Genomic DNA, 13496 nt, shown 5'->3' with positions numbered 1-13496 from the left:
TATTGTAGCTTAGGCACGAGATGGAAAGAAAGCCGGACTGGCTGCCCGGCTTTCCTGTCCAAATTTATTGTAATAGGGAGGCTCCCCATGTGCAGTCCTGCAAAACAATTTGTCCTCTCCAACGGCGTATCTATCCCCGCCGTGGGCTTTGGTACCTATAAGGCCACAGAGCGCGACAGCGCAGTCCTGTCCGCCGCCATCGCTCAGGGGTACCGCCACTTTGACACCGCCTCTTTCTACGGCAACGAAGCAGCCCTGGGCCGGGCCGTGGCGGAGAGCGGTCTGCCCCGGGACGACTTTTTCCTCACCTCCAAGCTGTGGAAAACCGAGATGGGCTGTGACGCCGCCCTCCGGGCCTTCGACGCCACTCTGGATCGGCTGGGCACGGACTATCTGGATCTCTACCTCATCCACTGGCCCAGGCCGGATCTGGAGCTGGAGGACTGGGCGGCCCTGGATCTGGAGACCTGGCGGGCGCTGGAGGCGCTCTACCAGTCGGGCCGGGTGCGGGCCATCGGGGTGAGCAACTTTCTGCCCCGCCACCTGGAGCCTCTTCTGGCCTCGGCCAGTGTGGCCCCCATGGTGGACCAGCTGGAGTTCCATCCAGGCTACATTCAGGAGGAGGCCGTGGCCTTCTGTCAGGCCCATGGCATCCTGGTAGAGGCCTGGAGTCCTCTGGGGCGGAACCGGCTGGCAGGTCACCCTCTGCTCTCCCGGCTGGCAGAGGCCCACTGCGTGTCTCCTGCCCAGATCTGCCTCCGCTTTGCCCTGCAGCAGGGCGTGCTTCCGCTGCCCAAATCCTCCAGTCCGGAGCGGATGGCAGAGAACCTGGATCTGTTCTCCTTCTCCCTGACAGAGGACGAGATGGCGGCGCTGCGCGCCATGCCTCAGGCGGGCTGGTCGGAGGAACATCCTGACCGCCCCAGAGTGCGGGCCCAGGAGGTGACATAATATGGAGCCCAAAGAACTGCTTGATTTCCTTCACACTGCCGAGCGCCTCAAGTGCAACACCCGCCACTCCTACACCTCCAGCGGACGGCATGAGTCGGTGGCTGAGCACTCCTGGCGGGCGGCCCTGATGGCCTTTCTGATGAAGGACCAGATTCCCGGCGTGGATATGGACAGGGTGCTGAAGATGTGCCTCATCCACGACCTGGGCGAGGCCATCACCGGCGACATCCCCACTTTTGAAAAGACGGCGGACCACGAACGCACCGAGGCCAGGGCAGTAGACAGCCTGACCGCCGCCCTGCCCCGGCCTCTCTCCGAAGAATTTTCCGCCCTTTTTGCCGAGATGGCGGCCAGAGAGACTCCCGAGGCCCAGGTATTCAAAGCCCTGGACCGGATGGAAGCGGTGCTCCAGCACAACGAGGCCCCGCTGGACACCTGGATTCCCCTGGAGTATGAGCTCAACCGCACTTACGGCGTGGAAGACGCCGCGCCCTTTCCCTTCCTGAAGGCCCTGCGGGAACAGCTGATTGCGGATACGGACGAGAAGCTCTCCGGCAGCGCAATATCCTGACAAAACGCCATGAGGAGGCGTCTCTTCCGAGACGCCTCCTCATGGCGTTTATTACTTCAGCGGTACTCCGTAGGGGGACATCTCCCAGCGGATAAAGTAGCCCTGGGGGTGTTTGCACACGGGACAGGTGGCCGGGGCCATAGTCCCCTCCACCACATGGCCGCAGTTGAGGCACACCCAGCGGCACTCCACGTCGCTGACGAAGAGCTTTCCCTGCTCCAGCAGATCGGCAAAGGCGCCGAAACGGTCGCCGTGGGTCTTTTCCACCCTGGCGATGGAGGAGAAAATATGGGAGATCTCGGGAAATCCCTCCTCCTTTGCAATTTTAGCAAAGCCGGTGTAGTCGTGCTCCCACTCCTGGTACTCATTGTGCCGGGCGGCCTGGAGATGGCGGAGCACATCGGGGAAAATATCCACCGGATAGGTGCCGTCCACCTTGACGGTTTGCCCCGACAGCTGCTCCAGCAGGTCGTAGTACACCTTGGCGTGCTGCTCCTCCTGGCCGGCGGTAAATAGAAAAACGCCCTGAAGCACCTGGAGATTGTTTTTCTTGGCCAGACCGGCGGCAAAGGTGTAGCGGTTGCGGGCCTGACTCTCGCCGGCAAAGGCGCGCATCAGGTTCTCTCTGGTCTGGCTCTTGTCAAACGAAACGGACATGGGTATTACCTCCCTTATCGTGGATATGGAAAGGATGCCCTGTCCAGCTCATTTTATACCGGCGCTGAGGCAAAATCATGCCCCATCACCCTCTCAGGCGCAGAATGGGAGCCGGGACAGCCGCCGCGCGTTTTACAGGCTCTTCTCCAGATTGGCCTTGATGGCCCGGAGGAACTCCAGGGAGTTGACGCCCCTGGCGGGAGTCTCCCCCTCCCACAGGCCCACCAGATCCTTGGTCATTACGCCGCCCTCAATGGTGGCGATGGTGGCGGCCTCCAGCTTGTCGGCAAAGGTCATCAGGTCGGCGTTGCCGTCCAGCTCGCCCCGCTTGCGGAGGGCGCCGGACCAGGCAAAGAGGGTGGCCACCGGGTTGGTGGAGGTCTCCTCCCCCTTCAGGTACTTGTAGTAGTGGCGGGTGACAGTGCCGTGGGCGGCCTCGTACTCGTACTTGCCATCAGGGCTCACCAGCACGGAGGTCATCATGGCCAGGGAGCCGAAGGCGGTGGACACCATGTCGCTCATCACGTCGCCGTCGTAGTTCTTGCAGGCCCAGATGAAGCCGCCCTTGGAGCGGACCACACGGGCCACCGCGTCGTCGATGAGGGTATAGAAGTACTCGATGCCCAGTTCCTCGAACTTGGCCTTGTACTCGGCGTCGTAGATCTCCTGGAAGATGTCCTTGAAGGTGTGGTCATACTTCTTGGAGATGGTGTCCTTGGTGGCGAACCACAGGTCCTGCCTGGTGTCGATGGCGTACTGGAAGCAGGAGCGGGCAAAGGAGGAGATGGAGCTGTCCTTGTTGTACTGCCCCTGGAGCACGCCGGCGCACTCGAAGTCGTACACCGTCTGGCGGAACTGCTCCTTGCCGCTCGCATCAGTGAACACCAGCTCGGCCTTGCCGGGGCCGGGCACCCGGTACTCGGTGCCCTTGTACACGTCGCCGTAGGCGTGACGGGCGATGGTGATGGGCTCCTTCCAGGTTTTAACCACCGGGGAGATGCCCTTGACCATGATGGGGGCGCGGAACACTGTGCCGTCTAGGATGGCGCGGATAGTGCCGTTGGGGGACTTCCACATCTCGGTGAGCTTGTACTCCTCCACACGCTGGGCGTTGGGGGTGATGGTGGCGCACTTGACGGCCACGCCGTACTTCTTGGTGGCCTCGGCGGAGTCGATGGTCACCTGGTCCCTGGTCTTCTCCCGCTCGGGCAGGCCCAGGTCGTAGTACTCGGTCTTCAGGTCAATATAGGGCAGCAGCAGTTCGTCCTTAATTTGCTGCCACAGGACGCGGGTCATCTCATCCCCGTCCATCTCCACCAGCGGGGTGGACATCTTGATTTTCTCCATCATGCTTCACTCCTTTGCCGCGATAACGCGTTTAAGTCATTATATCCTGTTTTCCCCTGCTCCGCAAGGAAAAAGAGCAAAAGTCCCCCTCCCCCGCCGCCTTGATTTTCCATGGCGTTTGCTATATAATGTAATATCTTAATTGTGCGGATTTTTGCCGCAAAGGAGTTCTGCACCATGGAAAAAACCTATATTCCCCAGGGTTACGCCCCCTGTCTCAACCTGTATGACACCCAGAAGGCCATCGCCATCCTCAAGCGTCTGTTTGAGGACACCCTGGGCGGCGCCCTCCACCTACGCCGCGTGTCCGCTCCCCTGTTTGTGGAGGCCAGCACCGGTCTGAACGACGATCTGAACGGCGTGGAGCGCCCCGTGTCCTTTGATATTCCCGCTGCCGGCCGGGAGGCCCAGGTGGTCCACTCCCTGGCCAAGTGGAAGCGCATGGCCCTGTACCGCTACCAGTTCTCCGTAGGCGAGGGCCTGTACACCGACATGAATGCCATCCGCCGGGACGAGCAGCCCGACAACCTCCACTCGGTCTATGTGGACCAGTGGGACTGGGAGAAGGTCATCGCCCCCCGGGACCGGACGGTAGAGTACCTCCAGGCCACGGTGCGCACCATCGTGGACTGCCTGTGCAAGACCCAGTCCACCCTGCGCTCCATGTTCCCCCAGCTCACCGCTCTGCCCCTCATCAGCCCCGAGGTGTGCTTTGTCACCACCCAGGAGCTGGAGGATAAGTGGCCGGATCTGACCCCCAAGGAGCGTGAGGACGCCTGGGTGAAGGACCACCCCACCACTTTCCTTATGGGGATTGGCGGCGCGCTGAAGTCGGGCAAACCCCACGACGGCCGCGCTCCTGACTATGATGACTGGGCCCTCAACGGCGATATTCTGGTGTGGAACCCGGTGCTGGAGCGGGCCTTTGAGGTCTCCTCCATGGGCATCCGGGTATCCCCCGAGTCCCTGGACCGGCAGCTCACCATCGCCGGGTGCGACGACCGGCGGAACCTGCCCTTCCACAAGCTGCTGCTGGAGGGCAAGCTGCCCCTCACCATCGGCGGCGGCATCGGCCAGTCCCGGCTGTGCATGCTGCTGCTTGGCAAGGCCCACATCGGCGAGGTCCAGGCCAGCGTTTGGGATGCCGAGACCCTGGAGGCCTGCCAGAACGCCGGCGTCATCCTCCTGTGAATTTTTCAATACAGAGAAGATAAGAAGGAGCGTTTTCCATGCTATTCTCTCACTACGACCGGTATCAGTACGTCCGCAGCCCTCTGGTGGAGGTTATCTGTCAGCTGCGGTTCCCTGCCATTCTCTCCATCAACGCCAATGACCCGGTGAACTTCCAGGAGGCCATCCGTCAGGAGTTCCCCCGTTTCAGCAAGACCCGGGAGCGTCCCGCCCCCAAGATGACCATGGTGGACGGCGCGCCCAAACTGGTTCAGTCCGATCCCATTACCAACTACTCCTTTATCTCTGAGGACGGCCTGTGGAAGCTCAATCTGACCCAGAGCTTCATCGCCCTCTCCACCCTGCGCTACCAGCGGTGGGAGGACTTTGCCCAGCGGCTGGACCGCCCTCTGGCCCAGTTTATCCAGATCTACCACCCCACCTTCTTCGAGCGGGTGGGCCTGCGGTATGTCAACGCTTTTTCCCGCCGGGCCCTTGGCCTGGAGGGCACCCCCTGGTCTGACCTGATTCAGCCCGCCTTCCTGGGCGTCATGGCGGAGCCCGATGTGGATGAGTCCAAGATCGGCAAGTGCTCCCTGGAGGTCAATATGGCTCTGGAGGACAACTGCCGCATGAAGGTCCACGCCGGTCCCGGCCTGCTGGGCGGCGGCAAGAAGGACCCGGAGGTCAAGTTTATTCTGGACGGCGATTTCTCCGCCGCCGGAAACGTCGCCCCCGACAAGGTGGCCTCCGGTCTGGAGGACCTGCACTATCATGCCGTTCGTCTCTTCCGGGGCGCCCTCACCTCCGAACTCCACACTGCCATGGGCGCCCAGCCTCTGGTCTGAATTCCCGCACGCTTTGCCCGCCGGCCCAACGCCGGCGGGCATTTTTCTTCCTCCGGTCAGGCTGTTTCCCATTGTCATTTCCTACAAAAATGGCATACTTTCCATTTTCCCGTTGACAAGTGCAGTTAGCTTGTGTAAACTCCTTTTCGTTAGATAGAGCTAACCGTTTATTTTTCAGGAAGCAGACCGCTTCTTTTCTTTTTGTCTTTAAGTTAGCTCATGCTAATATTGGAAAGGAGACCCATTGCATGATGATCAACAAGCGGCTCATTGGGATTGTGCCCGAGAGCAAACGGTATATCGCGGGAAATGTGGCCTTCCAGTGGTTTGGTATGGCCAGCAATGCGGCCATGATTTTTTCCTTCGCCTGGGTGCTTCAGGGCCTGCTCAGCGGCAGTCTTCCCCATTGGGGCCTGCCTGCCACCGCCTGTGTGGTGGCGCTGGCCGCGGCGGTGCGGTGGCTGTGCGCAGTGGGGGCGGGCAGGATGAGCTTCCAGGCCGCCAGGGCAGTGAAGCAGGCGCTCCGCCGCCGGATCTACGAAAAGCTCCTGCGTCTGGGCCCTGCATACAGCCAGAAGTGCTCCACAGCCGAGGCGGTGCAGCTGTCCACCGAGGGTGTGGAGCAGCTGGAGACCTACTTCGGCGGGTATCTGCCCCAGTTCTTTTACAGTATGCTGGCCCCGGTCACCCTGTTCCTCCTGCTCGCCCCGGTGAGCCTGAAGGCGGCTGCCGCCCTGCTGGTGTGCGTGCCCCTCATTCCCATTGCCATCGCCGCCGTGCAGACCATCGCCAAGCGGCTGCTGGGCAGGTACTGGGGGCAGTACGCTGCCCTGGGTGACACCTTTCTGGAAAACCTCCAGGGCCTGACCACCCTGAAAATTTACCAGGCCGACCAGGCCCGGCATGAGGAGATGAACCGGGAGGCCGAGTCCTTCCGCCGCATCACCATGAAGGTGCTCACCATGCAGCTCAACTCCATCACCATCATGGACCTAGTGGCCTACGGCGGTGCGGCTCTGGGCATCGCCCTGGCCGTGGTTGAGCTGTGGACCGGGCAGATTGGCTTTGCCGGATGCTTTGCCATTCTGCTGCTCTCTGCCGAGTTTTTCCTGCCCATGCGGCAGCTGGGCTCTTTCTTCCACGTGGCGATGAACGGCATGGCCGCCAGCGACCGGATTTTCGCCCTGCTGGATCTGCCGGAGGAGACCTCCGGCACGGTGGATCAGGCTCCGGAGGGCGGCCTGCGCTGCCGGGGTCTCCGCTTCTCTTACGAGGCCGGCCGTGAGGTGCTCCACGGGCTGGACATGGACTTCCCGCCCAACAGCTGCACCGCCATTGTTGGCGAGAGCGGCTGCGGCAAGAGCACCGTGGCCGCCATCCTGTCCGGCCGCCTGCGCGGCTACGCCGGTGAGGTCGCCTTGGGTGGAGCCGACCTGAGCACCCTGTCCAATGAGGCCCTCACCCGGGCGGTGACCTATGTGGGCTTCAACAGCTGGATTTTCCGTGGCACTGTCCGTGAAAACCTGCTGATGGCTAAGCCGAACGCCAGCGAGAGCGACCTGTGGGCCGCCCTGGAGCGGGCCAACCTGGCCGACTTCCTCCGCGGTGAGGGCGGTCTGGACCTGAACCTGGAGAGCCAGGGGGCCAACCTGTCCGGCGGACAGCGGCAGCGTCTGGCCCTGGCTCGGGCCCTGCTCCACGACAGCCCGGTGTATATCTTTGACGAGGCCACCTCCAACATCGACCCGGACAGCGAAAACGACATCATGGAGCAGATTATGCTTTTGAGCCGGGAAAAGACCGTGGTGCTCATTACCCACCGGCTGGCCAACGTCACCGCCGCCCACCGCATCTACGTCATGGACGGCGGACGGCTGGCAGGCGCGGGGAGCCACGCCGCCCTGCTCTCCCAGGGCGGGCACTACACAAAACTGTGGGGGAGCCAGCAGGCGCTGGAAAATATCGGAACCTGTGAAGAGGAGGCGGAGGCGGTATGAACCAGAGGAATACAAGCCGGAGCAGTCTGGGCATTATGGCCCGGCTGATTGTACTGGTGGGGCCCCTGCTGCCCTTTATGGTGCTGGCCGTGACGCTGGGCGTGGCCGGGTTCCTGTGCGCCACCGCCATCACGGTGCTGGGCGCCTGGTCCATGCTGGACGTGCTGGGGCTGGAGGCCCCTATGTCCTTTATCCTGCTGTTCCACTTTCTGGCGCTGGCTGCCGTGCTGCGGGGCTTCCTGCGGTACGGCGAGCAGGCCTGCAACCACTTCATCGCCTTCAAGCTGCTGGCCCTGGTGCGGGACAAGGTCTTTGCCGCCCTGCGCCGCCTGTGCCCCGCCAAGCTGGAGGGCAGGGACCGGGGCGACCTTATCGCCCTTATCACCTCGGACATCGAGCTGTTGGAGGTCTTTTACGCCCACACCATCTCCCCCGCCGCCATCGCCCTCATCATGTCGGTGATTATGGTGGTGTTCATCGGCTCCTTCCACCCCCTGCTGGGCCTGGTGGCCGCCATCGCCTATGCGGCCATCGGTCTGGCGCTGCCCTTCCTTATCTCCCGGAGCACCGGGGACGCGGGCAAAAACTTCCGGGCCGGCGCAGGCGCCCTCAGCGGCTTTGTGCTGGACAGCCTGCGGGGCCTGCGTGAGATCCTCCAGTACCGCCGCGGCCCTCAGCGCCTGGAGGAGCTGGATAAGCGGACCGCCGCCCTCTCGGACACGGAGCGGCAGCTGAAGGACGCCGCCGCCCGGGGCACGGCCATGACCAATGCCGTCATTCTCTTCTTCGACCTGATCATGCTTCTCTCCGCCGCCCTGCTGTTCCAGGCCGGGCAGGTGGAATTCGACGGGGTGCTCATCCCCCTGGTGGCCCTCATGAGCTCCTTCGGCCCGGTGGTAGCCCTGGCCAACCTGGGCAGTACCCTCCAGAACACCCTGGCGGCAGGCGGCCGGGTGCTGGATCTGCTGGACGAGGCTCCTCTGGTGGAGGAGGTAACGGGCAAGCCCGCCGTATCCTTCTCCGGCGGCAGCTGCGAGCAGGTCACCTTCTCCTACGGGGATGAGAACATCCTCTCCGGCCTGAACCTGGACATCCGCAAGGGTGAGATTTTGGGCATCATCGGCCCCAGCGGCAGCGGAAAGTCCACCCTGCTGCGGCTGTTCATGCGGTTCTGGGACGTGAATCAAGGCTCCGTGAAGCTGTCAGGCACCGACGTGAGGGACATCAACACCGCCGGCCTGCGGCAGATGGAGGCCCTGGTGACCCAGGACACCCACCTGTTCCACGACAGCATCGCCAACAACCTGCGCATTGCCAAGCCGGACGCCACCCAGGCGGAGCTGGAGGACGCCTGCCGCAAGGCGTCGGTTCACGACTTCATTCTCTCCCTGCCCAAGGGGTACGACACCCCGGTGGGCGAGTTGGGGGACACTCTGTCCGGCGGCGAGCGGCAGCGGCTGGGTCTGGCCCGGGCCTTTCTCCACGGCGCGCCCCTGCTGCTGCTGGATGAGCCCACCAGCAACCTGGACAGCCTGAACGAGGCCGTTATCCTCAAGGCTCTGAAAGAAAAGCAGGGAAACCAGACCGTGGTACTGGTGTCCCACCGGGCTTCCACTATGGGCATCGCCCACCGGGTGTGCCGGGTGGCCAACGGGAGGATGAGCTGATGGGGACTGACATTGAGTCCAAGCGCCGGCGGGAAAAGGCGATGGTAAACGAGATGATCGCCCTCTACTGCCGGAAAAAGCACGGCACGCGGAACGGTCTGTGTCCCGACTGCGCCGCCCTGGCGGCCTATGCGGAGCAGCGGAGCGACCGCTGTCCCTTTATGGAGACCAAGACCTTCTGCTCCAACTGTAAGGTCCACTGCTACAAGCCGGAGATACGGGAGAAAATCCGGGACGTGATGCGCTTTTCCGGCCCCCGGATGCTCTTCGTCCACCCTGTGGCCGCCATCCGGCACGCGGTCGAAGCCAGAAAAGAAAAACGACGACTGGAGGAAGCGGTATGAAAAAAGTTCTCTACATCATTCTGGGCTGCATCGGCCTGGGCCTGGGCGCCCTGGGCGCCGCCCTGCCCCTGCTGCCCGCCTTCCCCTTCCTGATGCTCTCCGCCTTCTGCTTTGCCCGCAGCTCGGAGAAGCTCCACAGCTGGTTTGTCTCCACCAGGCTCTACAAGAACAACCTGGAGAGCTTTGTCCGGGGCAGGGGCATGACCCGGGCCGCCAAGCTGCGGATCATGGGCGTGGTCACCCTTACCATGGCCTTCGGCTTCGCCATGATGGGCCGGGTGCCGGTGGGCCGGATCATCCTGGCCGTCGTGTGGGTGTGCCATATCCTGTACTTCATCTTCGGCATCCGTACCATCCCCGCCGCCCGGGCCGGGGAGACCCGGGAGGCGGACCCCTGGCAGGATGAGGACGCCGCCGCCTGAGGGGGGCCGGCGGGCCGGGATTGGGAAATTCAGTTGAGAATTCCTCCCATTTTTCCTACCGATTTATATGGTTTTCCGATTGACTTTCTGCCCTTCCCTCCGTATACTTTTTAAGCAGAGAAGTATGGGCGGCCCGGAAATTGCCGCATGCCGCCCCAGATAAGAAGGAGCGATTGCTATGGGTACCATTCAACTGGCTGAGCACCTCTACTCCGTGGGTGTGCTCAATCCCGGCCTGCGCATTTTCGACATCATCATGCCCGCCCCCTACGGCACCAGCTACAACGCCTATCTCCTCACCGGCGAGAAGAACGTGCTGGTGGAGACCGTCCACGCCGACTATTGGGACGAGTACCGCTCCAACATTGAGCAGGTGCTCCCTCTGGAGAAGATCGACTACCTGGTCATGAACCACAACGAGCCCGACCACTCGGGCAGCGTGGCCCGCCTGGTGGAGGCCTGCCCCAATCTGACCATTCTGTGCACTGCCGCCGGCAAAAAGCACCTGATCGACATCACCAACAACCCCACTCTGCCCTGCAAGGTGGTCAAGCAGGGAGACAGTGTGGACCTGGGCGGCGGACGCACCCTGGAGTTCCTGCCCTCCGCCATGCTCCACTGGGCTGACTCCATGTTCACCTGGTGCCCTCAGGACAAGGTGCTCTTCACCTGCGACTTCCTGGGCGCCCACTACTGCGAGCCCACCATGCTGGACCGCAATGCCCACGACCAGCATGCCTACCTGGAGATGGTGCGTCACTACTATAACTGCATCTTCGGCCCCTTCAAGTCCCATGTACTGGCCGGTCTGGAGAAGCTCAAGCCTCTGAATCCCTCCATTGTCTGCCCCAGCCACGGCCCCTGCCTCACCGACCGCATAGGCGACATAGCGGAGCTCTACCGGCTGTGGAGCACCCCTGCCGCCAAGACCGGAAAGATGGCCGCCGTGCTCTACTGCTCCGCCTATGGATGCACCGCAGCTCTGGCCAGCGCTGCCGCTGAGGCCCTCCGGCAGGCTAGAGTGCGGGTGGAGGTCCGGGATGTGGCCACCACTCCGCTGAGCGAAACCGCTGCTCTGGCCAACGAGTGCGACCTGCTGGCCGTGGGCGCACCCACCATCAACCGGGACGCCCCCAAGCCCATCTGGGACGTGCTCACCTCCATTGACGCCATCAACTGCGCCAAGAAGCCCGCCTTTGCCTTTGGCTCCTTCGGCTGGACCGGCGAAGCCCCCGAAATGCTGCGCAGCCGCCTGGCTCAGCTGCGGTTCAGCGTGCCCGATTCCGCCTTCCGCTGCACCTTCACCCCCGCCCAGGCCGATCTGGACGCCGTGGCCGCCCTTGCCAGGGAGGCTGCCGCCAAGCTGGGCTGAGCTTCTTTTCCTGCTTCACCAGAGCAAAAAACGCCGCCGGCATGTGCCGGCGGCGTTTGTGTTATGGAATCAGTCCAGCAGGTTCTTCTCAGTGGCAGGGTCAAAGAGATGCACCAGCGTCTCGGGGAAGGCAAAGTCAACTTCAGTGCCGAAGGGGATACCGGCCCGGTGCTGGGCGGGCAGGTCGGTGGAGGGAATGCGGAGCACAACCTCCTTCTCGCCGGCCACCACGTGCAGGTGGACCTCGCTGCCCATCATCTCGGACACATCCACATGGGCGGTAACCGTGCCCTCGCCGGCGGAGTGCTTCAGAATGAGGTGCTCGGGGCGGCAGCCCAGAATCACGTCCATGGACTCACGGCCCTTGGCAGCCAGGCCGTCCTGGATGTCCTTGGACAGGTTGACCCGGGTGCCGGCATAGTCCACATAGTAGCCGCTGCCGTCCTTGACCAGCTTGGCGTCAAAGAAGTTCATCTGAGGCGTGCCGATGAAGCCGGCCACAAAGACATTGGCGGGGTGATCAAAGACCTGCTGAGGCGTGCCAATCTGCTGGATGAAGCCGTCCTTCATGATAACAATGCGGTCGCCCAGGGTCATAGCCTCGGTCTGGTCGTGGGTAACATAGATAAAGGTGGTGTCGATGCGCTGGCGGAGCTTGATGATCTCGGCGCGCATCTGGTTGCGCAGCTTGGCGTCCAGGTTGGACAGCGGCTCGTCCATCAGGAACACCTGAGGCTCACGGACGATGGCGCGGCCGATGGCCACACGCTGACGCTGGCCGCCGGACAGTGCCTTGGGCTTGCGCTCCAGATACTGGGTGATGTCCAGAATCTCGGCAGCCTCGCGGACGCGGCGGTCGATCTCGTCCTTGGGCATCTTGCGCAGCTTGAGGGCGAAGGCCATATTCTCGTACACGGTCATGTGAGGATAGAGCGCGTAGTTCTGGAAGACCATGGCGATGTCGCGGTCCTTTGGTTCCACGTCGTTGACGCGGCGCTCACCGATGTACAGATCGCCCTCGGAGATCTCCTCCAGACCGGCGATCATACGCAGGGTAGTGGACTTGCCGCAGCCGGAGGGCCCTACCAGGACGATGAATTCCTTGTCTGCGATCTCCAGGTTGAAGTCGTGGACAGCCACCACGTTCTTGTCGTAGATCTTCTTTACGTTCTTCAGGCTCAAAGTTGCCATGTACACAGGCCGTGACTGCAATGCCTCCGCAAATACAGTCTTGCACCCGGGGAGCGAACCCCCGTATGCTTTACGGCAGGTCTCCACACTGCCGCACCGCCGGCCCGGCGGATTTTGGTCTCCTCCTTTTTTACGGGGAGACGGGCCTATATTAAATTAAGTCATTTAAAATTGGAGTAGTCCCGCCTCGCCTGATTGAATATGCGGGCCGCAGTGCAACCCGATCATGGACAGTTTAGCACAAAAGCGGCAGTCAGGCAATCTCGATAAATCGGCCAAATTTTCCGATTTGTTTTTGGGCAAAATACCATTTCTTCCTCTTTTGTCTCCGGCGCAAAGCCGCCTTCTCTTGACAGCGCCGCCCTTCTCTGGTATTCTGTCAGTGCGCTATATGACTGACGGAAGTGGGCTGACCACATGGAGTATAGCGGACATGAGCCGACCGTCTGGGCACGCTGCGCTTTCGCGCGGTGTGCCCTTTTTGTATCCTGAAAACAGGAAGAGAGATTTTGAGGAGGCGCCATATAGATGAAAACCGATATTGAGATTGCCCAGGCCTGCACAATGCTCCCCATTGCAGAGGTGGCGGAGAAACTGGGGGTCAGCCAGGAGGTTCTGGAGCCCTATGGCCGCTATAAGGCCAAGCTGGACCCGGCGGCGCTCAGCGCCCTGCCCCGGAAGGGGCGGCTGATCCTGGTCACCGCCATCAATCCCACTCCTGCCGGCGAGGGCAAGACCACCACCAGCGTTGGTCTGGCCGACGCTCTGCACCGGCTGGGCAAAAAGGCCGTGCTGGCCCTGCGTGAGCCCTCTCTGGGCCCCGTGTTCGGCATCAAGGGCGGCGCGGCCGGCGGCGGCTACGCCCAGGTGGTGCCCATGGAGGATATCAATCTCCACTTCACCGGCGATTTCCACGCCATCGGCGCGGCCAACAACCTGCTTGCCGCCATGCTGGACAA

General features: G+C 62.3%; 13 protein-coding genes and 1 riboswitch. Of the genes, 10 read left to right on the top strand and 3 right to left on the bottom strand.

Translation table 11 applies throughout. The features are described 5' to 3' along the window. Positions 1 to 87: 87 nt before the first annotated feature. Together Q0K06_RS12475 and Q0K06_RS12470 are read left to right on the top strand one after the other, a co-directional pair. Positions 88 to 951 carry an aldo/keto reductase gene (locus tag Q0K06_RS12475; protein WP_294553073.1) on the top strand — a complete coding sequence of 288 codons (864 nt, stop codon included), beginning with the start codon at positions 88 to 90 and terminating at the stop codon, positions 949 to 951. Between the two features lies 1 nt (position 952). Beyond that, a complete protein-coding gene (locus tag Q0K06_RS12470) occupies positions 953 to 1522 on the top strand; it encodes an HD domain-containing protein (RefSeq protein ID WP_294553071.1) in 570 nt (189 codons plus the stop codon). A gap of 51 nt (positions 1523 to 1573) precedes the next feature. Here Q0K06_RS12470 and rbr read toward each other — a convergent pair whose 3' ends face one another. Together rbr and Q0K06_RS12460 are read right to left on the bottom strand one after the other, a co-directional pair. Continuing rightward, positions 1574 to 2179, bottom strand: coding sequence for a rubrerythrin (gene rbr / locus Q0K06_RS12465; protein WP_294553069.1), 606 nt, complete (start codon positions 2177 to 2179; stop codon positions 1574 to 1576). 132 nt (positions 2180 to 2311) lie between these two features. Next, a complete protein-coding gene (locus Q0K06_RS12460; protein ID WP_294553075.1) occupies positions 2312 to 3526 on the bottom strand; it encodes an NADP-dependent isocitrate dehydrogenase in 1215 nt (404 codons plus the stop codon). Positions 3527 to 3703: 177 nt separating this feature from the next. On the opposite strand from Q0K06_RS12460, the gene asnA reads away from it, so the two are divergent. From asnA to Q0K06_RS12425, 7 genes are all read left to right on the top strand, one after another. Continuing rightward, complete coding sequence (gene asnA, locus Q0K06_RS12455) at positions 3704 to 4717, top strand: aspartate--ammonia ligase (protein ID WP_294553067.1); 1014 nt, start codon at positions 3704 to 3706, stop codon at positions 4715 to 4717. Positions 4718 to 4755: 38 nt separating this feature from the next. Beyond that, complete coding sequence (locus Q0K06_RS12450; protein WP_294553065.1) at positions 4756 to 5544, top strand: TIGR04255 family protein; 789 nt, start codon at positions 4756 to 4758, stop codon at positions 5542 to 5544. Positions 5545 to 5792: 248 nt separating this feature from the next. After that, positions 5793 to 7541: an ABC transporter ATP-binding protein/permease gene (locus Q0K06_RS12445; protein WP_294553063.1), complete on the top strand. Its 1749-nt coding sequence runs from the start codon at positions 5793 to 5795 to the stop codon at positions 7539 to 7541. Then, positions 7538 to 9208: an ABC transporter ATP-binding protein gene (locus Q0K06_RS12440; RefSeq protein ID WP_294553061.1), complete on the top strand. Its 1671-nt coding sequence runs from the start codon at positions 7538 to 7540 to the stop codon at positions 9206 to 9208. Before Q0K06_RS12445 ends, Q0K06_RS12440 begins: the two co-directional genes overlap by 4 nt. Then, entirely contained in the window at positions 9208 to 9552 is a 345-nt protein-coding gene (locus tag Q0K06_RS12435; protein ID WP_294553059.1) for a nitrous oxide-stimulated promoter family protein, read from the top strand. Before Q0K06_RS12440 ends, Q0K06_RS12435 begins: the two co-directional genes overlap by 1 nt. Continuing rightward, positions 9549 to 9974, top strand: a complete 426-nt coding sequence (locus tag Q0K06_RS12430) for a YbaN family protein (RefSeq protein WP_294553057.1) — start codon at positions 9549 to 9551, stop codon at positions 9972 to 9974. Before Q0K06_RS12435 ends, Q0K06_RS12430 begins: the two co-directional genes overlap by 4 nt. Before the next feature lie 178 nt (positions 9975 to 10152). Next, positions 10153 to 11346, top strand: coding sequence for an FprA family A-type flavoprotein (locus Q0K06_RS12425; RefSeq protein ID WP_294553056.1), 1194 nt, complete (start codon positions 10153 to 10155; stop codon positions 11344 to 11346). A gap of 69 nt (positions 11347 to 11415) precedes the next feature. Here Q0K06_RS12425 and ugpC read toward each other — a convergent pair whose 3' ends face one another. Further along, complete coding sequence (ugpC, locus tag Q0K06_RS12420; RefSeq protein WP_294553053.1) at positions 11416 to 12537, bottom strand: sn-glycerol-3-phosphate ABC transporter ATP-binding protein UgpC; 1122 nt, start codon at positions 12535 to 12537, stop codon at positions 11416 to 11418. A 381-nt stretch (positions 12538 to 12918) separates the two neighbouring features. After that, positions 12919 to 12996: riboswitch (ZMP/ZTP riboswitch) on the top strand. A gap of 69 nt (positions 12997 to 13065) precedes the next feature. On the opposite strand from ugpC, the gene Q0K06_RS12415 reads away from it, so the two are divergent. Then, a partial coding sequence (locus tag Q0K06_RS12415; protein WP_294553048.1) for a formate--tetrahydrofolate ligase occupies positions 13066 to 13496 on the top strand: 431 nt, incomplete at its 3' end.

It is taken from the genome of uncultured Pseudoflavonifractor sp., assembly GCF_944387805.1.
In the GTDB taxonomy this organism is placed as follows: Bacteria; Bacillota; Clostridia; order Oscillospirales; family Oscillospiraceae; genus Pseudoflavonifractor.
Note: the sequence above shows the minus strand (reverse complement) of the source record. Positions and strands in the feature narration are given on the sequence as shown.